Here is a 23572-nt window from a genome sequence, read left to right as displayed (position 1 = left end):
AAGCGCCGCGCCATCAGGCAATTAATGCACCGTATTACAAGGATTTGTCATCATTATGACCCTGCCTGATTTTCGCCTGATCCGTCTGTTGCCGCTGGCAAGCCTGGTTCTCACCGCCTGTGCGCTCAACGCGCCGAAAGGCCCCGGCAAAAGCCCCGACTCTCCACAGTGGCGCCAGCACCAGCAGGAAGTGCGCGCACTGAACCAATATCAGACACGCGGTGCGTTTGCCTATATTTCCGACCAGCAGAAAGTGTATGCCCGCTTTTTCTGGCAGCAAACTGGCCAGGATCGCTATCGCCTTCTGCTGACCAATCCGCTGGGGAGTACCGAACTGGAACTGAACGCGCAACCGGGCAACGTGGAGCTCGTCGACAACAAAGGGAAGCACTACACCGCTGACGACGCTGAAGAAATGATCGGCAAACTGACCGGAATGCCCATCCCGCTGAACAGCCTGCGCCAGTGGATCCTTGGTTTGCCAGGCGATGCAACAGATTACAAACTCGACGATCAATACCGTCTGAGCGAAGTGAATTACAGTAAAGAGGGTAAAAGCTGGAAAGTCGTGTACAGCGCCTACGACAGCAAAACGCAGCCGGCGATGCCTGCAAATATGGAGCTGTCCGACGGTGACCAGCGCATTAAGCTGAAAATGGATAACTGGATTGTGAAATGATGACCCACTGGCCCTCTCCGGCGAAACTGAATCTGTTTTTATACATCACCGGACAACGTGCGGACGGTTATCACACGCTACAAACGCTGTTCCAGTTTCTCGATTATGGCGACGAGATGAGTATCAACGTACGCAATGACGGTGAAATTCACCTGTTAACGCCTGTTGATGGTGTTGAGCATGAAGACAACCTGATTGTGCGCGCCGCACGCTTGCTCATGAAAACCGCCGCGGAACGCGGTCGCCTGCCAGCCGGCAGTGGTGCAGACATCAGCATTCTCAAGCGGCTGCCGATGGGTGGTGGTCTGGGCGGTGGCTCATCGAATGCCGCCACCGTGTTAGTGGCACTGAATCACCTATGGCAGTGTGGGTTGTCTGTAGATGAACTGGCGATAATGGGCTTAACGCTGGGTGCCGACGTACCGGTTTTCGTACGCGGTCATGCAGCCTTTGCTGAAGGCGTAGGAGAAATCCTGACGCCGGTCAATCCAGCAGAAAAGTGGTACCTGGTCGCCCATCCGGGAGTCAGTATTCCAACGCCGGTGATTTTTAAAGATCCAGACCTCCCCCGTAACACGCCAAAAAGGTCAATAGAAACGTTACTAAAATGTGAATTCGGCAATGATTGCGAGGTTATCGCAAGAAAACGTTTTCGCGAGGTTGATGCGGCGCTTTCCTGGCTGTTAGAATACGCGCCGTCGCGCCTGACTGGTACAGGGGCTTGTGTCTTTGCTGAATTTGACACTGAGTTCCGTGCTCGCCAGGTGCTTGAGCAAGCCCCGGATTGGCTCAAAGGCTTTGTGGCGAAAGGTGTAAACCTCTCCCCATTGCACAGAGCGCTACTCTAAATCATTTGGGTTTCAGGAAGATGGCGAAATGACGAATCGCCAGACACATACAAAAGTATGTGACTGGTGTGAGAAATTGATGCCAGCGCACATGAAACGTGAATGATGACGAGTAAGCCGGGCAAGCTGAGTTGCGGTGACAACGTCACCCTGTTCCAGACGTTGCATCGCGCTCTTTAATACACCGCCTGGAGAGGATACTGCCTGGCCCGCACAGTTTTCGGCAGATTCTTTCCACCAATGGACGCATGCCTGAGGTTCTTCTCGTGCCTGATATGAAGCTTTTTGCTGGTAACGCCACCCCGGAACTAGCACAACGTATTGCCAACCGCCTGTACACTTCACTCGGCGACGCCGCTGTAGGTCGCTTTAGCGACGGCGAAGTCAGCGTACAAATTAATGAAAATGTACGCGGTGGTGATATTTTCATCATCCAGTCCACTTGTGCCCCGACTAACGACAACCTGATGGAATTGGTCGTTATGGTTGATGCGCTGCGCCGTGCTTCCGCAGGCCGTATCACCGCCGTTATCCCTTACTTCGGCTATGCACGTCAGGATCGTCGCGTACGTTCTGCTCGTGTTCCGATTACCGCTAAAGTCGTCGCGGACTTCCTGTCCAGCGTTGGCGTTGACCGCGTCCTCACCGTTGACCTGCATGCTGAACAGATCCAGGGCTTCTTTGATGTGCCGGTTGATAACGTATTCGGTAGCCCGATTCTGTTAGAAGACATGCTGCAGCTGAATCTGGACAACCCGATTGTGGTTTCTCCAGACATCGGTGGCGTCGTGCGTGCCCGCGCTATCGCTAAACTGCTGAACGATACCGATATGGCTATCATCGATAAACGTCGCCCACGTGCGAACGTTTCTCAGGTGATGCACATCATTGGTGACGTTGCGGGCCGTGACTGCGTGCTGGTTGATGACATGATCGATACTGGCGGTACGCTGTGTAAAGCAGCTGAAGCGCTGAAAGAACGTGGTGCCAAACGCGTATTTGCTTATGCAACTCACCCGATCTTCTCAGGTAATGCGGCAAACAACCTGCGCAACTCAGTAATTGATGAAGTCGTTGTCTGTGACACCATTCCACTGACCGACGAAATCAAAGCACTGCCAAACGTGCGTACGTTGACTCTGTCGGGTATGCTGGCCGAAGCGATTCGTCGTATCAGCAACGAAGAATCCATCTCTGCTATGTTCGAGCATTAATCGAGCCCGGCTCAAAAACCCGCTGCGGCGGGTTTTTTTATCCGTTTTATTTATTTGTATGATTTATGCCAACTTCAACTATCGTTTTTTAGATAGATGATGCGCTCATGGATGAAACATTATTGTGAACAGACTATTTTCCTCACATGTGATGCCTTTCCGCGCCCTCATCGACGCTTGTTGGAAAGAAAAGTATACCGCCTCACGTTTTACTCGTGACCTGATCGCCGGGATTACCGTTGGGATCATTGCGATTCCGCTGGCAATGGCACTGGCAATCGGTAGTGGCGTTGCACCACAGTACGGCCTGTACACCTCGGCCGTGGCTGGGATTGTTATCGCCCTCACCGGGGGCTCACGCTTTAGCGTATCTGGCCCTACCGCCGCCTTCGTGGTGATTTTGTATCCGGTGTCGCAACAGTTTGGGCTGGCAGGTCTGCTGGTCGCCACGCTAATGTCCGGGATATTCCTGATCCTTTTCGGCCTCGCTCGCTTTGGCCGCCTGATCGAATATATTCCCGTGTCAGTCACGTTAGGCTTTACATCGGGTATTGGTATTACCATCGGTACCATGCAGATTAAAGATTTTCTCGGTTTACAGATGGCTCATGTCCCGGAGCACTACCTGCAGAAGGTCGGTGCACTGTTTATGGCATTGCCAACCATTAACTTCGGCGACGCCGCCATTGGCGTGGTCACGCTGGGGATACTGATTTTCTGGCCGCGGCTGGGGATCCGTCTGCCAGGCCACCTTCCGGCGCTGCTGGCTGGCTGTGCGGTAATGGGTATTGTTAACCTGAGCGGTGGGCATGTCGCCACTATCGGTTCCCAGTTTCACTACATTCTGGCCGATGGTTCGCAAGGCAACGGTATTCCGCAGTTGCTACCCCAACTGGTATTGCCGTGGAATATGCCAGAATCAAACTTTACGCTGAGCTGGAGTTCATTGCAGGCGCTGCTACCAGCCGCCTTCTCGATGGCGATGCTGGGGGCGATTGAATCCCTGCTGTGTGCTGTCGTGCTTGATGGAATGACAGGGACGAAGCATAAAGCCAATAGTGAACTGATTGGTCAGGGCCTGGGTAATATTGTCGCCCCGTTCTTTGGTGGTATTACCGCCACCGCCGCGATTGCCCGTTCAGCAGCTAACGTTCGTGCCGGGGCGACCTCGCCAATTTCTGCGGTCATTCACGCGATTCTGGTGATCCTTGCACTGCTGGTGCTGGCCCCGCTGCTCTCCTGGCTACCCCTTTCGGCAATGGCTGCCCTGCTGCTGATGGTGGCATGGAACATGAGCGAAGCGCATAAAGTTGTGGATCTGCTGCGCCACGCGCCGAAAGACGACATCATCGTCATGCTGATGTGTATGTCTTTGACGGTGCTGTTCGATATGGTTATCGCCATCAGCGTCGGTATTGTTCTCGCTTCGCTGCTGTTTATGCGCCGTATTGCGCGCATGACGCGTCTGGCTCCGGTCAACGTAGACGTACCAGACGACGTACTGGTACTACGCGTTATTGGGCCGCTGTTCTTTGCCGCTGCGGAAGGATTATTTACCGATCTCGAGTCGCGTATAGCAGGCAAACGCATTGTGGTGCTGAAGTGGGACGCGGTCCCGGTACTGGATGCCGGTGGTCTGGACGCCTTCCAGCGTTTTGTTAAACGTCTGCCGGAAGGTTGTGAGCTGCGTATCAGTAACCTGGAGTTTCAGCCGCTACGCACCATGGCGCGCGCGGGTATCCAACCCATCCCAGGTCGTCTGACGTTCTTCCCGAACCGCGATGCCGCGCTGGCAGATATTTAATCATACTATGTTACCGGCTTGCGCAGGCTTGCCGGTAACACTTCTCTTCTGTAAACGTGTCTGAGTTGCTATTATCCAGTTTCCCTGGTTCTGATGATATCTGCAACGATGAACGCTGATACTACATTTATATTCCGTGAGATAACCGAGGCTGATATTTCGGCCGTTCAGTCGTTTATTATCCACCATTTAAATCTCTATTTTAACGCTAACCGACCGGCACCTGAACCGCATACAGATGTATTAAATCTGCGCTCACACTACCTCCATCAACCGCGAAATCTGTTGATCGGTGCATGGAATAACCGACAGCAACTTATCGCTACGCTGGCGGTCTGCCAATACGATGACCGAATACCGGCACTGCGTGGACGCTATCAATTATCCTCAACCGCTGAAATTTGTCGCTGCTATGTCGCACAGGAATATCGTCGGCAAGGCATAGGCAGCCAACTTGTCCTGCTGGCGGAACAATTTTGCGACCGACAACAATATAAAACACGCTATCTGCACACCCATCATTTTTTACCTGGCGGCTATCAATTTTGGTTGCGAAATCACTTTACCGTCTATTTTGATGAAGGTGGAGAACAGCAAATCGTGCACATGGAAAAACATCAATAAAAATGTGACGCCGCGCAAATAATTAAATACCACAATTAATTTCGTTATTAATCGTAGTCTTCTCGGCAAAGAAAACATTAATTGATCAACATCAAACAATTCTCATTTAGTTTATCGACATTTGTGTTTTCCACATAATTAATGTCACAAGCATAAAATCAACGCATTGATTTTATTGAATTAAAAACTAAAAGTGATATCAACCCTACTTATTCAAGCGGTTGACGGGGCTATTCGATACCGATAAAGTCCCCACCGACAGTATTTCAGAATCTATTGATCATTTTGAAACGGAATATGGTGCGGATTATTTTAATCTTATGCCATAGCTGCCCCCGCAACTGTAAGCGGAAACTGAATATCACTGTGTCGTGGATTATCCACGACCGGTCACTGTAAAGAACGCATTTATGGGAAGGCCGATATTCAGATTGCCGCGAGCCAGGAGACCTGCTGTCAAGGTTGTATACATTGAGTGGACGGGATGGTCCATGGGGTGATTTATTTGACGAATGTATAATATAATTTCTGAACAAATTGGCAACAATATGCTTTATTTTCATATTATCTTGCCCGCAGTTCACGATTAGATGTCATCTATCGTCATGTGCCTGTCCCGAATTTATGGAACGAAATGAACCATGACCAGACGTTCAGATTCTGGTATGAACGGGACAACACTAATGCACGCAAAAATAACTTCTGCTTATTGCAAACTTTCACTTCTGGCACTGACTGGCGCAGCACTCTTCCTGACCAGCAATATGGCTTCTGCGGCTAAAACAGAATATCCACTGACGATCAAAAACTGTGGTAGGGATATTACGTTTAATCATGCGCCAAAACGCGTGACTACCGTTGGACAAAACAGTACTGAAATCCTCTATTCCCTGGGTCTTGCCGATCGTGTTGTTGGGACATCACTGTGGTTTGGTCCGGTACCTGAACAGTACAAAGCGGCGAATGACAAGATTGCGGTCATTGCACAAAACATCCCGAGTTTCGAAGGGATTATTGCGAAAAAACCGGATCTGGTGGCCAGTCAGTTTGAATGGCAGATTGGCCCTGCGGGCACAGTTGCCTCTTACGAACAATTTAGCGAATTACACGTTCCGGTTTATACCGCCCCAGCCGATTGCGCCAAAGACAACGAAGACGGCGGTGACGGCGTGCGTAAGAGCATGTTTGATATCGCCATGGTCTATCAGGAAATTGCCGACCTGGCGAAAATTTTTGATGTACAGGATAAAGGCAATGAGCTGATTGCCAGCCTGAAAGCACGTGAAGCCGCCGCGAAAGCGAAGATTGCCGGTATGGACAACCACGTATCTGCCGTCTTTTGGTTCTCCAGCGCCGACCTGCAGCTTGACCCCTATGTCGCCGGGAAATTTGGCCCCGCGGCGTGGATAGCGCAATCTCTTGGGGTGAAAAATGTCATTGATTCCGCTGAGGAGTGGCCAACGGTAGGTTGGGAAACCATTGCCAAAGCCAACCCATCGGTCATCGTCCTCGGCGAGATGGGCCGTCGCCGCTTCCCGGCCGATGACTGGAAAGTCAAAATGGAATACCTCACATCCGATCCTGTTACCCGGCTGATCCCGGCAGTGAAAGAAAACCACCTGCCGGTGATCGACGTGCAGACCATGAACGCGGGTATCAGAACCATTGACGGGCTGGAAAAACTCGCCGATGCGCTGGTGCAATATGGCCTGGCGCACCCTCAGACGACTCACTAACTCTCGTCGCGCGTTATGCCTTATGCGGGCATAGCGCCCTTTCGTATCCCGGGAAGTCGTAAATAATGAGCGAATTACGCAGGACGCGCCATGCCATGAGCCAGCTTGCTGGCCGGACGCTGTTCCACGCGCTATGGGTCAGCATGGTGATGTGCGGCGTCCTTCTGGCGGGCATTTCAATCGGTGAGACGGTTATCCCGTGGCGGCATGTCAGCCATACGCTGGCAAACCGCTTGTTTGATACACAGTATACGGTGGATGCGCTTGATGCCGGGATTATCTGGAACTACCGCCTGACCCGTGCGCTGGTTTCCGCCTGCTGCGGAGCCTGTCTGGCGGTCTCAGGCGTGGTTCTCCAATCGCTGCTGCGCAATGCGCTGGCCGAACCTTACCTGCTGGGGATTTCTGCCGGAGCCTCAACGGGCGCGGTGCTCATTGCTCTGACCGGACTTGGCGCAGGGATCATTTCCATGTCGCTTGGCGCGTTTATTGGCGCGCTGACGGCATTTTTGTTTGTCGCGCTATTAGCCATGGCGGCAAGGGGCAAAAGCGGCTCGGCCACCACGCAAATCATTCTCGCCGGGATTGCCAGTTCGCAGCTATTCAATGCCATTACCTCACTCATCATTACGCGTTCAGCCAATGCCGAACAGGCTCGGGGCATCATGTTCTGGCTGCTGGGCAATCTCAGCGGGGTACGCTGGCCAGATGTCGTGCTGGCCATCCCTACTGCGCTGATTGGCATCGTCGTTTGCTTTTGCTACGCCCGCCATCTGGATGCATTCTCATTTGGCGCGGAATCGGCGGCATCGCTGGGCATTCCCGTTAAACGCACCCGTGGCGTACTGATTGCCGCCGTGACAGGGATGACGGCCATCATGGTGTCAATCGTCGGCGCCATTGGCTTTGTCGGGCTGGTCATTCCCCATGCTGCGCGGTTACTGGTGGGAAATCAGCACCATCGCCTATTGCCCGTCAGCGCTCTTATTGGCGCCATTTTCCTTATCGTCGCGGATGTTATTTCACGCACCTTGCTTCCAGGACAGGTCTTGCCGATCGGCGTGATTACCGCACTGGTCGGCGCACCTGCATTTGCCATCATTTTGATACGAGGGAATCCGGGGAAATGACCGCTAATCCTGTGGTAAACGCCCAGCATCTGTACTGGGAGGTTAAAGGCAAAGCCATCGTCAATGATGTCTCTTTTCAGGTCTCGCACGGTGAGTTTGTCGGTATTATCGGCCCCAATGGTTCCGGGAAAACGTCGCTGATTTCGCTCCTGGCGGGATTACTGAAACCGTCTTCCGGGCACGTTACGCTAAATCACCAGGATATTCGTCGCTATTCACGCCGCCATCTGGCGCAAAAGGTGGCACTGGTTGAACAACAGGCTGAAACCAGCGAGCGTCTTACCGCTATTCAGGCGGTTTCGCTTGGTCGCACGCCATGGCTGAGCCTGCTGTCGCCGTGGTCGAGGAAAGACGACGATATTGTGCAGACGATGCTGGAAAAAGTCTCCCTACAAAACATGCAGCATCGCTGCTGGCATACCTTCTCCGGCGGAGAGCGTCAACGTCTGCACATCGCCAGAGCGCTGGCACAGCAGCCGCAGGTACTGCTGATGGATGAGCCGACAAACCATCTTGATATCCAGCATCAGATTGGCCTGCTCAATCTGGTTAAACGTGAAAAACTCACCGTCATCGCCGCCCTACACGACCTGAATCATGCGGCGATGTTCTGCGATCGCATCATGGTGATGAAGGCTGGACAACTGGCGATGCAGGGGCATCCTGCCGCCATTTTTACCCGTGAAAATCTTAACAGCTGGTTTGGCATCGACGCGATTGTCGAACACGCCCCCGACGACATGAGCTGTTTTATCCGTTACCAACGCCCCGCGTAAACACTGAAAGGAACCACAATGAAACGTGTTAAGCAAAGTTTGCAAATCTTATGCCTGTTAGCCTTCACCTCGACGGCTTTTGCACAAACCTACGAAGTGCTGATGAAAAACCGCGGTACAGGCGGCCCGATGGTTTATGAGCCGGACTATCTGGCGATCCAGCCTGGTGATAGCGTGAAGTTTATCCGCAAACATAAGAGCCACAATGCCGCGTCGATTGCCGAACTCTCTCCCGCCGGATACCCCGGTTTTATTGGAAAAATCGATGAAGAGATTGAAGTGAAATACGACAATGCAGGTTTCTACGGCATCAAATGTTCACCGCACTACGCGCAGGGCATGATCATGCTGATTAAAGTCGGCGACGCCGTGTTACCCGACAGCTACCGCGCGTTCAAAGCCCCTGGTCTTGCCGATAAGCGTTTTCAGGAAATTTATACCCGCCTCGATAAACAGTAACGCGGTCATAAAGGGAGAATAACGGTGGTGGATAAAAAAACGCTTAGCGAAACAATCCAAACTCAGCGACGCGATTGCCTGTGCAAGCTGACGAAATTTGTCGGCGCAGCGGGCGTGACCGCCGCCGTCTGGCCACTCATTTCCGCGCTGGGTCCGGATGATAAAACGGTGGCGGAAAATGAACCTGTTGATGTCTCCCTCGCTGGCGTAACAGCAGGCCAGACGGTGAAGCGTATCTGGCAGGGAAAACTGATCCTGATTCGCCACCGCACGGCGGAGGAGATCGCCGCGGCGCGGCAAGCTGACCTGCGTCTACTGACCGATCCACAGGCGGATAGCGAGCGGGTGGCAGCGGCACATCCCCAGTGGCTGGTAGTACAAGGTTACTGCCCCCACGCTGGTTGTGTACCCAATGCCAACCCCAACGGCCAAGGCTGGGTCTGCCCGTGTCATGGTTCCGAGTTCGATACCTCCGGGCGCGTAACGCGAGGCCCGGCGACGGCGAATCTGGCCATCCCTGACTTTAGCGTGTCAGCTGACGGCCTGAGTCTGCGAATTGGTACGAAGGATGCCTGAGATGAAATCCGCTTATCCGTCAGCCCCCTGGTATCACCTGCAGTTTCGTCTTCCCGTCCCCCGCTCAGTCGCTGGAGTGTGGATCTTTGCTATCGGTCTCATATTGCTGGTCATGCTGGGCGTGCAAATGCTCTCCGGAATCGTGCTGGCTATGTTCTATGTGCCTACAGCGGGATCCGCTTTTGACTCTATTGTTCATATTCTGCGCGCGGTCAGACACGGTGAGCTGGTGCGCAATCTGCATGCTATTGGCGCGTCGCTTTTTTTCTTCGCCTGTTATCTGCATATTTTCCGGGCAATGTATTACAACGTTTACCGCAAACCCTATCTGAAGATGTGGGCAATCAGCGTGACGCTGTATGTGCTGTTGATGATCACTGCATTTCTCGGCTATAGCCTGATTTGGGGGCAAAAAAGCTACTGGGCCGCTACGGTCATCACCAGTTTCGCCCGGGCGATACCGTTTATTGGCGATACGCTATATACCTTTTTAGTCGGTGGCTATATGCCCGGCACGCCGACATTAGGCCGTTTTTATGTCCTTCACTTTATCATTCCCTTCGCCATTGTCGTGGTCACGATATGGCACATCCGTACCGTCCAGTCGGCGTTTGCCCACGCGCGGAAGAAAACATTTTCGCCCAAAGAGTCTCAGCGTTTGTTGTTCGATTTTCGCATCACCGAAAGCGATGCTATCAAACTCACCCTCTTTTTAATGCTGTTCGCCTGGTTTCTGTTTTTCGCGCCGCACTATCTCAGCAGCGCCGATAACTTTATTCCAGCAGACCCGACACTCACACCGGCTATCGTCGCACCTGAATGGTACTTCCTGCCTTTCTTCTCCATTTTGCGCTGCTTCCCCAATGAACTGGCAGGCATCACTGCGATGTGCGCTGCGGTACTGATTTTCTATTTTCTCCCCTGGCTGGATACGTCACACGCGCGGTTTCGCAATAACAGTCGGCTGGTTAAAACCTTTTTTTGGCTTTGGGTCGCCAATGCGCTCTTTTTGGGTTGGTTGGGTTCAAAAGCATTGGTTGGACCGGACTTAGTTGAGGGTTTTAGCAATGACGATGGCTGGACACGCGCGGCGTCTCAGCTTTCAACAGTTATTTATTTTGCATGGTTTCTGCTTGTGCTGCCGTGCCGACGTTTACTGGAACGACAGGACTGACATCATGGCGCGATTTCTAACCACTGTAACTCTGACTCTGGCTCTTTTCTTGAGCAACGCGATTTGCGCACAGCTACCCACCGCGCAGACATGGTCGTTTAGCGGCATGAACGGTAAACACGATAGCGAACAACTGCGACGCGGGCTGCAGGTCTATGAAGAGAAATGCCGGGCCTGCCACGGTATGAAATATCTCACTTTCAAAACGTTAACTAAAGCTGGAGGGCCACAACTCAGTGAGGCGGAGGCCAAAACACTGGCCAGCGGCTACGTCTTTGCGACAATTGAAGACGACGGTCAACCCGGCGAACGGGAAGGCAATCTGAACGATGTTTTCGCGTCACCTTATCTGAATGAACAGGAAGCAAAATACCTTAATAATGGCGCGCTGCCGGTTGACCTGAGCTATATCGTTCGAGCACGGACCTACGACCGCGGGTTTCCGCGATTTTTACTGGATGCGTTCACCCCCTACACCGAGCAAGGCGCTGATTACGTTTATGCGCTGCTGACCGGGTATGCAACCGATGACCCTGAGATGAAAACCAACCGTTTTTTCCCTGGCGGGATGATTAATATGCCCAAACCGTTGGCTGACAATGACATCACCTGGGCTATGCAAACGCATGTTCCCCAAACGGAAGAACAGTACGCACGAGATGTCACCGCGTTTCTGGCGTGGGCCGCTGACCCGCAGCTTGAAAGTAGAAAACATCAGGGAGCGGTCGTTATGGGATATCTGGCGAGTATGCTGGCGTTATTAGCACTGTTACAGCGCAGGCGATCCCGCTCGCGCAGCAACGAGAAAAACTAACGACCAGTCAGCGAAACGCTGGCTGGTCTGCAGGTTATGTCAGCTCTTAGCTGTGGCGTTGGCTATCATTACGACGGCAGCGTTTGTCGTAATGGCGAACCCACCAATAACGATCGCTGATTTGTTCATGTCCCCCGACGCGGGCACCCGCCAGCCAGAGAACACCGCCAACAAAAATACTAAGCACGGCACCATGTGCGAAAAACTGTGGCAGATTAAATTGCGGTAACTGGTTTAAAATAGAGTAACCAACACCGCCGACCATCACCACCAACCCTAAAGCCATGAGCACGTTACCGAGTAACGAAGCGTTTTTGCGTTTCATGTGTCACCTCCGGAACTTTGGGTTGTTACAGGGAATACCCCTAATCCTTATGTGTAAAGTATAGACAACACTGCCATTCGCAAGTGCGCCTGTGATCACAAATACAAACACCACCGCAACAAAACTTTACAAATAAGCTACTGAACACCCTCAATTTCTAATAGTCCATTCCTGCAATTATTCAGTTTTCGAGGCGGCGCACGCAGTTTTTTGTCAAGCGCGTCGGCAAACAGTAAACTACACGCCGGTTATAGACACACTCAGGACAAATTACGTGGCGATTAAATTGATTGTCGGCCTGGCGAACCCCGGCGCAGAGTATGCGGCAACGCGACATAATGCAGGCGCATGGTACGTCGATTTACTGGCAGAGAGACTCCGTGCGCCCCTGCGCGATGAGCCGAAGTTCTTCGGTTACACCTCCAGAGTCACGCTTGAAGGTGAAGATGTCCGCCTGCTGGTACCGACCACATTTATGAATCTGAGCGGCAAAGCCGTTGGCGCGATGGCCAGCTTTTATCGCATTAACCCTGATGAAATTCTGGTCGCCCACGATGAATTAGATCTGCCACCTGGCGTCGCCAAATTTAAGCTGGGCGGTGGTCATGGCGGACATAATGGCCTGAAAGACATCATCAGCAAGTTAGGCAATAACCCTAACTTTCATCGTTTACGCGTTGGAATCGGCCATCCGGGCGATAAAAATAAAGTTGTCGGTTTTGTTTTAGGCAAACCGCCTGTTTCAGAACAGAAGTTAATTGATGAAGCCATTGACGAAGCGGCACGTTGTACCGAGATTTTATTCAAAGATGGACTGACCAAAGCAACGAGCCGGTTACACACCTTTAAAGCGCAATAAGCAGCGATGTGCGGCATTTTTCTCGCGTGCTGTGTATAATAGGCAGAGTTATTTACATTTCTACAATCTGTTTTCCATAACAGGTTGAATATCAAAAGATTAAGGTGATTTAAACATGGGATTCAAATGCGGTATCGTCGGTTTGCCAAACGTAGGCAAATCCACCCTGTTCAACGCGCTCACAAAAGCGGGTATTGAAGCGGCAAACTTCCCGTTCTGTACTATCGAGCCGAACACGGGTGTTGTCCCGATGCCCGATCCTCGTCTGGATCAACTGGCCGAAATCGTCAAACCGCAGCGTATCCTGCCAACCACAATGGAATTCGTGGATATCGCGGGCCTGGTAAAAGGCGCATCCAAAGGTGAAGGCCTGGGTAACCAGTTCCTGACCAACATTCGTGAAACAGAAGCTATCGGTCACGTTGTTCGCTGCTTCGAAAACGACAACATTATCCACGTTAACAACAAAGTGGATCCGGCTGACGATATCGATGTTATCAACACCGAACTGGCGCTGTCCGACCTCGACACCTGCGAACGTGCTATCCACCGCGTACAGAAGAAAGCCAAAGGCGGTGATAAAGACGCTAAAGCTGAACTGGCTGCACTGGAAAAATGCCTGCCGCAGTTGGAAAACGCCGGTATGCTGCGTGCGCTGAAAAACCTGACTGACGAAGACAAGGCAGCCATCAAATACCTGAGCTTCCTGACGCTGAAGCCAACCATGTATATCGCCAACGTGAACGAAGACGGTTTTGAAAACAACCCGTACCTCGATAAAGTTCGCGAAATCGCCGACGCTGAAGGTTCTGTCGTGGTTGCCGTTTGTGCCGCTGTTGAAGCGGACATCGCTGAACTCGACGATGCTGACCGTGACGAATTTATGGCTGAACTGGGCCTGGAAGAGCCTGGCCTGAACCGCGTTATCCGCGCAGGCTACGAACTGCTGAACCTGCAGACCTACTTCACCGCTGGCGTGAAAGAAGTTCGTGCGTGGACCATCCCTGTCGGCGCAACTGCCCCGCAGGCAGCCGGTAAGATCCACACCGACTTCGAGAAAGGCTTTATCCGCGCACAAACCATCGCATTTGAAGACTTCATCACCTATAAAGGTGAGCAAGGTGCGAAAGAAGCCGGCAAGATGCGTGCAGAAGGTAAAGATTACATCGTTAAAGATGGCGATGTGATGAACTTCCTGTTCAACGTCTAAATCATTTCTGTTGTCTGATGAGGTTCCATCGAACCTCATCAGTCCAGAGAGACAAAAAACCACGCGATTGCGTGGTTTTTTTGTCTCTCTGGTTTACTCAGAACAGCCGTTTTACATCCCCTGATACAGTGGACCTTCTCCTCCCTGAGGAGCCGTCCAGGTGATATTTTGCGTTGGGTCCTTAATATCACAGGCCTTACAGTGCAGGCAGTTCTGCGCATTAATTTGCAGATGAGGTTGCTGCTCAAACTCAACTATTTCATAGACACCCGCCGGACAGTAACGTGTCTCCGGGGCCGCGTACAACGGCAGATTGACCGTGAGCGGGATACGCTCATCTTTCAACCTCAAATGACAGGGCTGATCTTCTTCATGGTTAGTATTCGACAAAAACACCGATGAAGAGCGGTCGAATGTCAGCACGCCGTCAGGCTTTGGATAGTTAATCTTCGCCTCGCTGGAAGCGGGTTTGAGAGCCTGATGATCGCTTTGTTTCAGTGCTAACGTCCATGGTGTATGGCCTTTCAATAACAGTTGTTCCGCACCAAATAAGAGAGAGCCTGTATACAGTCCCTTCTTCATATAGGGTTTAAAGTTACGCGTTTGGTATAGTTCGCGGTACAGCCAACTGTCCTGGAAGCCCTGCTGATAAACCGCGGCCAGAGTCGCTTCATCTGCCAGATATTGCCCCTGAGCCTGTGCGATGTCTAAAGCCTCGAGAGTCGCCCGGGCGGCCAACATTCCACTTTTAATCGCGCAGTGGCTGCCTTTGATTCGTGCGGCGTTTAAAAACCCAGCGTTATCACCGAGAAGCGCCCCCCCTTTAAAGCTCAGTATCGGCAGTGAAGACAATCCTCCCGCAACCATCGTTCTGGCACCATAACTGAGGCGCTTCCCCTGTTGCAGATGCGCAGAAATGGCCGGATGCGTTTTCAAACGTTGAAACTCTTCAAACGGTGACAACCACGGATTACTGTAATTCAGCCCAACAACCAATCCCACCGCGACCAGGTTATCGCCATAATGGTAGACAAAGCCACCGCCGTAGGTTGCTGCACCCAACGGCCAACCGGCACAATGCACCACCAGCCCCGGTTGATGCTGCTCTGGGGGAACTTGCCACACTTCTTTCAACCCCAGTCCGTAGGTCTGGGGGGCGCTATCCCGGTCTAGTGCGAACGTCTCAATTACTGTTTTTCCTAGCTGCCCGCGGCATCCTTCAGCAAAAAGCGTGGTTCTGGCGAGCAGGTTGATCCCTTGCTGATACTGCGCGGTTGGCTGACCTGATTTATCCAGCCCCATATCACCGGTAGCGACACCGATTACTGCACCCTGTTCATCATAAAGCACCTCAGTCCCCGTAAATCCGGCAAAGACTTCGACGCCCAGTTGTTCCGCCTGCTGGGCAAGTGTCTGGCACACCAGGCCAAGGCTCCCAATCACATTGCCATGATTTTTAAAGCATTCAGGTAACAATGTTTGCGGTACACGAATCTGCTTTTGGGCACCCAAAAACAAAAAACGATCTTCCGTCACTGGCGTTAGCGGTAATGACAGCTTTTGTTGCCAGCCCGGCAGCAGTTCATTCAATCCAACAGGATCAATGACCGCTCCGGACAATATATGTGCACCAATGCTGGCTCCTTTGTCGATCAGGCAAACGGAAAGCGTTTGCTGGCGCTGTGCCGCCAGTTGCTTCAGATGAATCGCCGCCGCCAGCCCCGATGGACCGCCCCCCACAATCAGGACATCAAACTCCATTGCCTCACGGATCTTTTGGGTGTCGAGCGCTGACCTGTCTGGATGCATATTTCCTCCTGAGAAAGAAAAAACGTTATGGGGCATGGCGGGTTACGCCAGCGCTTTCTCCAGCTCGGGTAAAATCTGGAACAGATCGCCTTCGATACCGTAATCTGCAATCTGGAAAATCGGCGCCTCTTTATCTTTATTAATGGCGACAATCAATTTGCTTTCTTTCATGCCCGCCAAATGTTGTATCGCACCGGAAATACCTACGGCGATATAGAGGTCGGGGGCAATAATTTTACCAGTCTGCCCTACCTGATAATCATTAGGCACAAAACCGGCGTCAACGGCGGCACGGGATGCGCCAATTGCTGCACCAAGCTTGTCGGCAATGGTCTCAATAAGTTGAAAATTCTCTTTCGCACTCAGTCCGCGCCCCCCCGAAATGACGATTTTTGAGGTACTCAGTTCCGGACGAGAAAACGGCGTAAGTGATTGGCTCACATGGCGTGACAATGCCAGCGCGGCGGTTGGTTGAACCGGCGTTACCCGTACGTCATTCCCGGCATGTTGCGATGGCGTGAAGGCTGAACCGCGCACGGTAATGACCAGTTGTCCGCCATTATTGCGCACCGTTTCCAGGGCATTACCTGCATAAATTGGACGCACAAACGTATTTGCATCGCAGACTTCGGTGATATCAGAAATTTGTGCGACATCCAGCATTGCCGCCAACCGCGGTGCGATATTTTTTCCGTATCCGGTCGCCGGTAAAAGTACATGGGTGAAATCAGTCACCAGGGGGACAACCGCTGCGCACACTTCTTCCGCCAGAAGGCTGGCGTAATGAGGGGCGTCACAAACCAGTATTTCCGTGATCCCACCGAGGGTTCGCGCGGCATCCACAACGTTTTGGCACTGATGGCCCACAATCAGCAAGTGAACCCTCCCCTCGCTGCCGGCAGCAATGTGCTGCGCCGCGGTGAGGGTAGTCAGAGTACTGCTTTTGAGCGTCTGATTATCGTGTTCGGCAATAACAAGAATTGATGTCTGACTCATTTCGGCATCCTCTAAGAGTTAAATGGCTTTGTGTTCTTTTAGCACCGCAACCAGTTGGGCCGCATTTTCCAGCCATTGACAGTGGCTATTGCGTTTTTTCGGCTCGGTGATATTGAGGGTGGTTAACTGCTTCGAGGGTAGAAACCCCATAGATGCCAATGAGATAATCTCCAGAGGTTTATTCTTCGCTTTCATAATATTCGGCAGGCTTGGGTAACGAGGTTGATTCAGGCGCAAATCGGCAGTTACCACCGCAGGCAATGCCAGGGAGAGCACCTCTAAACCACCGTCAATTTCCCGGGTGACAGTAATGCGTCCGTCGTCGGTCACATCCAGCGCCGATGCAAAGGTTGCCTGACTGCACGCCAGTAATCCGGCCAGCATTTGCCCGGTCTGGTTGGCGTCATTATCAATCGCTTGCTTGCCCAGCAGGATGAGCTGAGGTTCTAGCTGGGCGACAAGTCGCTGGAGTATTTTCGCGATGTCCAATGACCCGAATGCCGCCCCCTGTTCGGTTTCCACCAACAGCGCCTTGTCAGCGCCGCGGGCCAGCGCATTGCGTAGCGTTTCCTGAGAGGAATTATCCCCGACTGAAACAACAACAACTTCACTTGCTACGCCGGCTTCTTTCAGACGCACCGCCTCTTCCAGCGCAATTTCGTCAAAAGGGTTCATCGACATTTTGACGTTTTCCAGCTCAGCGCCGGTTCCATCAGCTTTGATGCGTATTTTGACGTTATGGTCGATAACACGTTTCACGCCCACTAAGATTTTCATTTCATATTCCTTCTGTTTTGTATGAGCGAGAAAACTAGCGCTCTTCAGGCAAAATCAGTGCCGCTGCGATAGAGGGCGGCCAAAACCGCGTAGCCACAAAATAGACCACCCCGGTTGCCAGCAGGCCAACAATCCAGGAGATATCAGTTCCACCCAAGCTTTCAACGAGTGAGCCGGTATAAAAGCTGGTCGCGATAAACGGTAACTGGACGACAATACCGAACAGATAAGTGAGGATGCCGGTCATGTTCCAGCGACCATAGCGTCCGTTAGGATCAGAGAGTGCGGGCAAGTCATAGCGCCCTTTAGTGACGAGGTAGTAATCCACCAGGTTAATCGCACTCCACGGGGTGAAGAAGGCCAACAAAAATAACAAGAATGCTGTAAATAACTTCAGAAACTCATGCTGTCCTAACAAACCGATCAGCGTAGAGAACCCCACCATGAGAATGATGAAAAACAGACGCATACCGGGTGATACGTTATGTTTTCCACGGAAGCCGCTGACAATAGTGGCGAGTGACATAAAACTGCCATAGGCATTCAGTGCAGTGATAGTGACCTTACCAAAGAAGATGCCGAGGAATAACAGACCGGCAATAACCCCTGTACTGCCCAGGCCGACGATATACGCAACTTCATGACCCGCAAACTGTTTCCCTGCTATCGCGGCAGCAAAAACCCCCAGCACCATGGATGCCTGAGTCCCCACGACGCTACCCAGTCCGACCGCGAAAAATGCTTTTACTGTAGACGTGTTGCTCGGTAAATAGCGCGAATAGTCGGCAACGTAGGGGCCAAACGCTATCTGCCATGATGCTGAAAGGGACATCGCCAGCAAGAAATTAGTCAGCGTAAAGTGGCGATTTTCCAGCAACGTCTGGACATCATAGCCATAGAGAATTTTAAAAAAGAGGTAAAAGAAGATGACGATACCCACCACACTCGCCAGTTTACCCAGCCCGTGGATCACGCGATAACCGCAAACCGTAATGGTGATAATCACGACACCAAAAATCAGAATACCAAACCAGTCACTCACATTGACGAGCTGCGCAATGGCCTGGCCGGCGAGTACCGTCCCCCCCGCAGAAAAACCCACGTACATCATGCAGACCAGGATTATCGGCAGCACTGCACCGTATACGCCAAACTGCACCCGGCTCGATATCATCTGTGGAAGACCCAGTTTCGGTCCCTGCGCAGCATGGAGCGCCATCACTGCGCCACCGAGTACCTGCCCGACGAATAATCCAATCAGCGACCAGAACACATCACCGCCCAACACCACGGCCAATGCGCCAGTAACAATTGCTGTAATTTGCAGGTTTGCGCCAAACCACAGCGTAAACTGACTGAACAAACTGCCGTGTCGTTCAGCCTCAGGAATGTAGTCAATGGAGCGTGACTCAATTAGCGGAGCCACGGCTGCAGGCTTTACATGTTGTTGTGTACTGTCGTCAATGTTCATGATGCATGCTTCCTCACGTTATAGAACGAACCTGGAAATGGTGCTTTTACCCATCGAATTTCCAGGCCGGGAACAGCCTGGAGCATGCAATCCCGCACGCACTTTGCTCTACCGTTTGGTCATGCCTAACGGTTGTTCAGCAAGCTTCTTGAGATAATGATTTTTTGTATTTCCGACGTGCCTTCAAAGATGCGCAGGATGCGGGCATCCCGGACATAACGTTCCAGGGGAAGATCGCGGATGTAGCCATAGCCACCGTGTAACTGAAGTGCGGCATCCGTGACAAAACCGGCGCATTCAGCGGCAAACAATTTGGCGGTCGCTGAATCAAGGCTAAAACGTTGCCCGCTATCGCGCTTTTCCGCCGCTTGCCAGGTCAGCATCCGTGCCGCCTGTAACTGGGTATGCATATCCGCCAGTCGCCATTGCGTTCCCTGATAGGCCATCAATGGTTTCGGACCGATCTGTCTGTCATGCACCCACTGCAAACAACTCTCCATTGCCGCGCTGGCAATACCCAGTGACATTGCAGCAACTTCAACACGCCCACGATCAAGCACTTCCATCGCCGTTGCGAATCCCTGGCCTTCTTTACCCAGCAGCGCGGATTGAGGAAGCCAGCAATCTAAAGACAGTTCATAAATAGTACTGCCACGTAGCCCCATGGTTTTTTCCGGGCTGGAGAACACGACGCCGCCGGTGTCTTTCGGGATAATGAACGCACTGATACCGTTATGCCCCTCTGCCGGAGCCGTTTTCGCATACAGCACAATCAAGTCTGCTTCCCGGGCATTCGTGATGTAGTGTTTATTCCCCTGAATTCGCCATCCATCAGCCTCACGCTTTGCAACCGTTCGCATATCAGCGGGGTTTGAGCCAGCGGCAGGTTCCGTTAGCGCAAACGCCCCCAACAATTCCCCACTGGCTGCCCGCGGGAGCCAGTGCAGCTTTTGTTCTTCTGTCCCGCCAATCAGAATAGAGTCGGTGGCCAGGAAATGGGCGGTCAACGCAGAAGCGGTGGAGGCACAAGCGCCTGCAATCGCTTCAACCGCCTGACTCATGGCGACGCTGCCCACCCCGAAGCCCCCATAGGCTTCGGGTAAGTTAATGCCCATGCAGCCGAGTTCGCCCAGTGCAGTAAGACTCTCCTGGCAGAAAGTCTCCGTTTCATCATAGTGCTGGGCGCGTGGTTGCAGGACATCCCGGGCGACGCTTGTCACCGCGTCGACAATCGCGCGCTCAGTTTCATTAATTTCAAAGCTCATGCACTGCTCCTGTTGGTAATAAGTGGGTATCTACGCCATAGAGCGCGTTGGCTTCTCCTAGTGCCGGAGCCCTCTCGATCGCATGGGGTTTATGGCCATTGAAGAACACCGGTTGTACAACTAAAGGGTTGCTCTCATCAGATGGCTGAATCAGTAACTGGCGAGCCTGTGCATGTTCGCTTTGTGTCACCTGCTCCAGGTTATGAATCGGCGAAGCCGGAACACCTGCCTCCAGCAGGAGCTCGCAAAGATCGTCCACGCTAAATGTCATGCTCCAGCGCTCAATGGCTGCTTTTAATTGCTGCTCGTTTCGCGTACGGCTAATGTCATCAATGAAGCGGCTATCCGTTGCCAACGCGGGTTGCCCCATGCATTCGCACAACCGCGCATAAAGACGCTGACTGGCTACCGCGATCACCACCAGCCCATCTGCGGCCCGGTAGGTATCAAACGGCGTGGAAACAGGATGGCGATTGCCAATCAATCCCGGCGCTTTCCCGTGGGCAAACAAATTCGATAGCCCTGTTACCTGCATGCTGACCAACACGTCCAGCATGGCAACATCGATATATTGCGCCTCGGGATGATGTCGTTCGCGGGCAAATAACGCACTGCTGACAGCCCAGGCGGCGTAGATCCCGGCACAGACATCACCGAGAGATTCACCACTGCGTGTGGGGCCGCTTTGCGCAAACCCCGTCACGCTCATCAAGCCGGACATCGCCTGGGCGACAATGTCGTAAGCAGGATGTTTGGCCAACGGGCTGTGCTGGCCAAAACCTGAAATACTGGCGTAGATCAGCCGGTCGTTATACTTTTTAAGCGTGTCAAAATCGATCCCAAGGCGCTGCGTCACGCTCGGGCGAAAGTTCTCCACCACCACGTCCGCTTCTTCGACCAGTTGATAGAAATGCTGCCGGTGCTCCGGACATTTAAAATCCAGTTCAATACTGCGCTTGCCGCGGTTAATCAGGCCGTAATAGACGCTTTCACCCTTCACAAAGGGGCCAAGGTGGCGGCTATCATCACCGTGTCCAGGTGCTTCAATTTTAATAACCTCGGCACCGAGGTCGGCCAGCATCGCCGTACAATAAGGTCCAGCCAGTACCCGACTCAGGTCGAGAACACGAACACCGCATAACGGCTGATAATGTGTTTGTTTGCTCATATCGCTGTGCATCCTGTGGGTTAGAGGCTTCCAGCGGACGTTTTATACTTCCGCCCAGACCGGGAAATACGTCACTATTTTTCCATTGGCAGGTTCAGCCCCTGTTCACGGGCACAGCGTTGCGCTATTTCGTAGCCTGCATCAGCATGGCGCATCACGCCCGTAGCCGGATCGTTGTGCAGAACCCGCGCAATACGTTCAGCCGCCTCATCTGTACCGTCACACACAATCACCATGCCTGAATGTTGTGAGAAGCCCATGCCGACACCGCCGCCATGATGCAACGAAACCCAGGTAGCTCCACTCGCCGTATTCAGCAGCGCGTTGAGTAGCGGCCAGTCTGATACCGCATCAGAACCATCCTTCATTGCTTCCGTTTCACGGTTTGGGCTGGCAACGGAACCTGAGTCCAGGTGATCGCGGCCGATGACGATAGGCGCAGAAAGCGCACCGCTGCGGACCATTTCATTGAATGCCAGACCTAATTTGGCGCGCTGTCCGAGGCCAACCCAGCAGATACGTGACGGTAAGCCCTGGAAGCTGATACGTTCGCGAGCCATATCCAGCCACCGGTGCAAATGTTCGTCATCCGGGATGAGTTCTTTGACCATGGCGTCGGTTTTGTAAATGTCTTCCGGGTCGCCGGAGAGCGCCACCCAGCGGAAGGGACCAATCCCGCGACAGAACAGCGGACGAATATAGGCAGGGACAAATCCGGGGAAATCAAACGCGTTTGTCACCCCCATCTCCAGCGCCATCTGGCGGATGTTGTTGCCATAGTCAAAAACAGGAATCCCTTGTTGCTGGAACGCCAGCATCGCATTGACATGTTCGGCCATTGAGCGTTTGGCTGCCTGAACAACAACAGAAGGTTCAGTTTTCGCACGTGCTACATAATCGGACCACTGCCAACCCTGTGGTAAATAGCCATTCAATGGGTCATGCGCGCTGGTCTGGTCGGTGACTAAATCCGGACGCACGTTACGACGAACCAGTTCAGGAAGAATGTCGGCGGCGTTAGCACACAGCGCGATAGAAATTGCTTTGCCCTGTTCGGTGTAACGTTTGATGCGTGCCAACGCATCGTCAAGCGAGGTCGCCTGCTCATCGACATAGCGTGTCTTAAGGCGGAAATCGATACGGCTTTGCTGGCACTCAATGTTCAGAGAACAAGCACCCGCAAGCGTTGCCGCCAGCGGTTGTGCTCCCCCCATTCCCCCCAGGCCCGCGGTGAGGATCCAGCGCCCCTTAAGGCTACCGTTGTAATGTTGGCGAGCGGCTTCAACGAAGGTTTCATAGGTACCCTGAACGATGCCCTGACTACCGATGTAGATCCAACTACCCGCAGTCATCTGGCCGTACATCGCCAGGCCCTTCGCATCAAGTTCGTTAAAGTATTCCCAGTTCGCCCAATGAGGAACAATGTTAGAGTTAGCGATCAGGACACGTGGCGCATGGCTGTGGGTTTTAAACACACCAACGGGCTTACCGGACTGGACCAGCAGTGTCTCATCATCGTTTAGCTGAGTCAGGGTTTCTACGATTTTGTCGTAGCACTCCCAGTTACGTGCCGCACGCCCAATTCCGCCATATACCACGAGTTCATGAGGATTTTCAGCCACCTCCGGGTCGAGGTTATTCATCAGCATCCGTAGCGGAGCCTCGGTTAGCCAGCTCTTTGCCGTGAGTTTAGTCCCCCGGGGGGCGCGTACATCAACATGACGAATACGGTTTTCAGCGGTCATAGCGATATCCTTAAGTGTTCGGATGAGTAAGGTCATCAACATCAGGTTGGCTCAACCCATATCGCTCAACATTTCCGCAACATGAGTAACATGTAATCAATATATACTTGTAT

At 52.6% G+C, this 23572-nt stretch carries 22 protein-coding genes and 1 riboswitch; of the genes, 14 read left to right on the top strand and 8 right to left on the bottom strand.

Translation table 11 applies throughout. The annotated features are described in order from the left end of the window. Window positions 1-55: 55 nt before the first annotated feature. The 12 genes from lolB (at window position 56) to NNN64_RS06735 (ending at window position 11834) form a co-directional block, all read left to right on the top strand. Window positions 56-679: a lipoprotein insertase outer membrane protein LolB gene (lolB, locus tag NNN64_RS06790; RefSeq protein ID WP_271440913.1), complete on the top strand. Its 624-nt coding sequence runs from the start codon at window positions 56-58 to the stop codon at window positions 677-679. Continuing rightward, complete coding sequence (gene ispE / locus NNN64_RS06785; RefSeq protein WP_271440912.1) at window positions 676-1527, top strand: 4-(cytidine 5'-diphospho)-2-C-methyl-D-erythritol kinase; 852 nt, start codon at window positions 676-678, stop codon at window positions 1525-1527. The genes lolB and ispE overlap by 4 nt, the downstream gene beginning before the upstream one ends. 266 nt (window positions 1528-1793) lie before the next feature. Continuing rightward, window positions 1794-2741, top strand: coding sequence for a ribose-phosphate diphosphokinase (prs, locus tag NNN64_RS06780; RefSeq protein ID WP_001518537.1), 948 nt, complete (start codon window positions 1794-1796; stop codon window positions 2739-2741). A gap of 124 nt (window positions 2742-2865) precedes the next feature. Continuing rightward, on the top strand, window positions 2866-4545 hold the full coding sequence (gene dauA, locus NNN64_RS06775; RefSeq protein ID WP_137381682.1) for a C4-dicarboxylic acid transporter DauA: 1680 nt from the start codon (window positions 2866-2868) through the stop codon (window positions 4543-4545). 108 nt (window positions 4546-4653) lie between these two features. After that, a complete protein-coding gene (locus tag NNN64_RS06770; RefSeq protein ID WP_271440911.1) occupies window positions 4654-5169 on the top strand; it encodes a GNAT family N-acetyltransferase in 516 nt (171 codons plus the stop codon). A 242-nt stretch (window positions 5170-5411) separates the two neighbouring features. Beyond that, a riboswitch (cobalamin riboswitch) is annotated at window positions 5412-5641 on the top strand. 211 nt (window positions 5642-5852) lie between these two features. Continuing rightward, window positions 5853-6905 carry an ABC transporter substrate-binding protein gene (locus NNN64_RS06765; RefSeq protein WP_271440910.1) on the top strand — a complete coding sequence of 351 codons (1053 nt, stop codon included), beginning with the start codon at window positions 5853-5855 and terminating at the stop codon, window positions 6903-6905. Between the two features lie 65 nt (window positions 6906-6970). After that, on the top strand, window positions 6971-8035 hold the full coding sequence (locus NNN64_RS06760; protein ID WP_271440909.1) for a FecCD family ABC transporter permease: 1065 nt from the start codon (window positions 6971-6973) through the stop codon (window positions 8033-8035). Then, on the top strand, window positions 8032-8811 hold the full coding sequence (locus NNN64_RS06755) for an ABC transporter ATP-binding protein (RefSeq protein ID WP_271440908.1): 780 nt from the start codon (window positions 8032-8034) through the stop codon (window positions 8809-8811). The genes NNN64_RS06760 and NNN64_RS06755 overlap by 4 nt, the downstream gene beginning before the upstream one ends. An 18-nt stretch (window positions 8812-8829) precedes the next feature. Continuing rightward, window positions 8830-9270 carry a pseudoazurin gene (locus NNN64_RS06750; RefSeq protein WP_202038479.1) on the top strand — a complete coding sequence of 147 codons (441 nt, stop codon included), beginning with the start codon at window positions 8830-8832 and terminating at the stop codon, window positions 9268-9270. Window positions 9271-9294: 24 nt separating this feature from the next. After that, entirely contained in the window at window positions 9295-9846 is a 552-nt protein-coding gene (petA, locus tag NNN64_RS06745; RefSeq protein ID WP_271440907.1) for a ubiquinol-cytochrome c reductase iron-sulfur subunit, read from the top strand. A gap of 1 nt (window position 9847) precedes the next feature. After that, complete coding sequence (locus NNN64_RS06740; RefSeq protein WP_271440906.1) at window positions 9848-11020, top strand: cytochrome b; 1173 nt, start codon at window positions 9848-9850, stop codon at window positions 11018-11020. Window positions 11021-11024: 4 nt separating this feature from the next. Beyond that, window positions 11025-11834, top strand: coding sequence for a cytochrome c1 (locus NNN64_RS06735; RefSeq protein ID WP_271440905.1), 810 nt, complete (start codon window positions 11025-11027; stop codon window positions 11832-11834). Between the two features lie 46 nt (window positions 11835-11880). Here the strand turns inward: NNN64_RS06735 and ychH are convergent, their stop codons facing one another. Next, window positions 11881-12159 carry a stress-induced protein YchH gene (ychH, locus tag NNN64_RS06730; protein ID WP_048211449.1) on the bottom strand — a complete coding sequence of 93 codons (279 nt, stop codon included), beginning with the start codon at window positions 12157-12159 and terminating at the stop codon, window positions 11881-11883. Window positions 12160-12433: 274 nt separating this feature from the next. Between ychH and pth the strand changes: the two genes are divergently transcribed. Together pth and ychF are read left to right on the top strand one after the other, a co-directional pair. Beyond that, window positions 12434-13018 carry an aminoacyl-tRNA hydrolase gene (gene pth / locus NNN64_RS06725; RefSeq protein WP_003020814.1) on the top strand — a complete coding sequence of 195 codons (585 nt, stop codon included), beginning with the start codon at window positions 12434-12436 and terminating at the stop codon, window positions 13016-13018. 115 nt (window positions 13019-13133) lie between these two features. Beyond that, window positions 13134-14228, top strand: a complete 1095-nt coding sequence (gene ychF, locus NNN64_RS06720; RefSeq protein WP_005122324.1) for a redox-regulated ATPase YchF — start codon at window positions 13134-13136, stop codon at window positions 14226-14228. A gap of 111 nt (window positions 14229-14339) precedes the next feature. Here ychF and NNN64_RS06715 read toward each other — a convergent pair whose 3' ends face one another. The 7 genes from NNN64_RS06715 to hutU form a co-directional block, all read right to left on the bottom strand. Next, on the bottom strand, window positions 14340-16037 hold the full coding sequence (locus NNN64_RS06715; protein WP_271440904.1) for an electron transfer flavoprotein-ubiquinone oxidoreductase: 1698 nt from the start codon (window positions 16035-16037) through the stop codon (window positions 14340-14342). Window positions 16038-16079: 42 nt separating this feature from the next. Continuing rightward, complete coding sequence (locus tag NNN64_RS06710; protein ID WP_271440903.1) at window positions 16080-17033, bottom strand: electron transfer flavoprotein subunit alpha/FixB family protein; 954 nt, start codon at window positions 17031-17033, stop codon at window positions 16080-16082. Between the two features lie 18 nt (window positions 17034-17051). Further along, complete coding sequence (locus NNN64_RS06705) at window positions 17052-17810, bottom strand: electron transfer flavoprotein subunit beta/FixA family protein (protein ID WP_271440902.1); 759 nt, start codon at window positions 17808-17810, stop codon at window positions 17052-17054. Between the two features lie 34 nt (window positions 17811-17844). Beyond that, window positions 17845-19281, bottom strand: a complete 1437-nt coding sequence (locus NNN64_RS06700) for a purine-cytosine permease family protein (RefSeq protein ID WP_271440901.1) — start codon at window positions 19279-19281, stop codon at window positions 17845-17847. Window positions 19282-19406: 125 nt separating this feature from the next. Then, window positions 19407-20546, bottom strand: a complete 1140-nt coding sequence (locus tag NNN64_RS06695) for an acyl-CoA dehydrogenase family protein (RefSeq protein WP_271440900.1) — start codon at window positions 20544-20546, stop codon at window positions 19407-19409. After that, complete coding sequence (locus NNN64_RS06690) at window positions 20536-21714, bottom strand: CaiB/BaiF CoA transferase family protein (protein WP_271440899.1); 1179 nt, start codon at window positions 21712-21714, stop codon at window positions 20536-20538. Before NNN64_RS06690 ends, NNN64_RS06695 begins: the two co-directional genes overlap by 11 nt. 74 nt (window positions 21715-21788) lie before the next feature. Then, window positions 21789-23459, bottom strand: a complete 1671-nt coding sequence (gene hutU / locus NNN64_RS06685; protein ID WP_271440898.1) for a urocanate hydratase — start codon at window positions 23457-23459, stop codon at window positions 21789-21791. Window positions 23460-23572: the final 113 nt, after the last annotated feature.

Source organism: Citrobacter sp. Igbk 14 (genome assembly GCF_028069825.1).
Lineage (GTDB): Bacteria > Pseudomonadota > Gammaproteobacteria > Enterobacterales > Enterobacteriaceae > Citrobacter.
The sequence above is the reverse complement of the archived record's forward strand: the minus strand, read 5'-3'. Positions and strand labels throughout refer to the sequence as shown.

Bases quoted from the DNA above. Each gene is read 5' to 3' on its own strand.
- NNN64_RS06710 (WP_271440903.1), bottom strand. From the start codon at position 17,033: ATGAGTCAGACATCAATTCTTGTTATTGCCGAACACGATAATCAGACG.
- NNN64_RS06715 (WP_271440904.1), bottom strand. From the start codon at position 16,037: ATGCATCCAGACAGGTCAGCGCTCGACACCCAAAAGATCCGTGAGGCA.
- hutU (WP_271440898.1), bottom strand. From the start codon at position 23,459: ATGACCGCTGAAAACCGTATTCGTCATGTTGATGTACGCGCCCCCCGG.
- NNN64_RS06695 (WP_271440900.1), bottom strand. From the start codon at position 20,546: ATGAGCTTTGAAATTAATGAAACTGAGCGCGCGATTGTCGACGCGGTG.
- NNN64_RS06770 (WP_271440911.1), top strand. From the start codon at position 4,654: ATGAACGCTGATACTACATTTATATTCCGTGAGATAACCGAGGCTGAT.
- NNN64_RS06735 (WP_271440905.1), top strand. From the start codon at position 11,025: ATGGCGCGATTTCTAACCACTGTAACTCTGACTCTGGCTCTTTTCTTG.
- NNN64_RS06690 (WP_271440899.1), bottom strand. From the start codon at position 21,714: ATGAGCAAACAAACACATTATCAGCCGTTATGCGGTGTTCGTGTTCTC.
- NNN64_RS06765 (WP_271440910.1), top strand. From the start codon at position 5,853: ATGCACGCAAAAATAACTTCTGCTTATTGCAAACTTTCACTTCTGGCA.
- ychH (WP_048211449.1), bottom strand. From the start codon at position 12,159: ATGAAACGCAAAAACGCTTCGTTACTCGGTAACGTGCTCATGGCTTTA.
- NNN64_RS06740 (WP_271440906.1), top strand. From the start codon at position 9,848: ATGAAATCCGCTTATCCGTCAGCCCCCTGGTATCACCTGCAGTTTCGT.
- NNN64_RS06700 (WP_271440901.1), bottom strand. From the start codon at position 19,281: ATGAACATTGACGACAGTACACAACAACATGTAAAGCCTGCAGCCGTG.
- NNN64_RS06755 (WP_271440908.1), top strand. From the start codon at position 8,032: ATGACCGCTAATCCTGTGGTAAACGCCCAGCATCTGTACTGGGAGGTT.
- ychF (WP_005122324.1), top strand. From the start codon at position 13,134: ATGGGATTCAAATGCGGTATCGTCGGTTTGCCAAACGTAGGCAAATCC.
- NNN64_RS06750 (WP_202038479.1), top strand. From the start codon at position 8,830: ATGAAACGTGTTAAGCAAAGTTTGCAAATCTTATGCCTGTTAGCCTTC.
- lolB (WP_271440913.1), top strand. From the start codon at position 56: ATGACCCTGCCTGATTTTCGCCTGATCCGTCTGTTGCCGCTGGCAAGC.
- ispE (WP_271440912.1), top strand. From the start codon at position 676: ATGATGACCCACTGGCCCTCTCCGGCGAAACTGAATCTGTTTTTATAC.
- NNN64_RS06760 (WP_271440909.1), top strand. From the start codon at position 6,971: ATGAGCGAATTACGCAGGACGCGCCATGCCATGAGCCAGCTTGCTGGC.
- NNN64_RS06705 (WP_271440902.1), bottom strand. From the start codon at position 17,810: ATGAAAATCTTAGTGGGCGTGAAACGTGTTATCGACCATAACGTCAAA.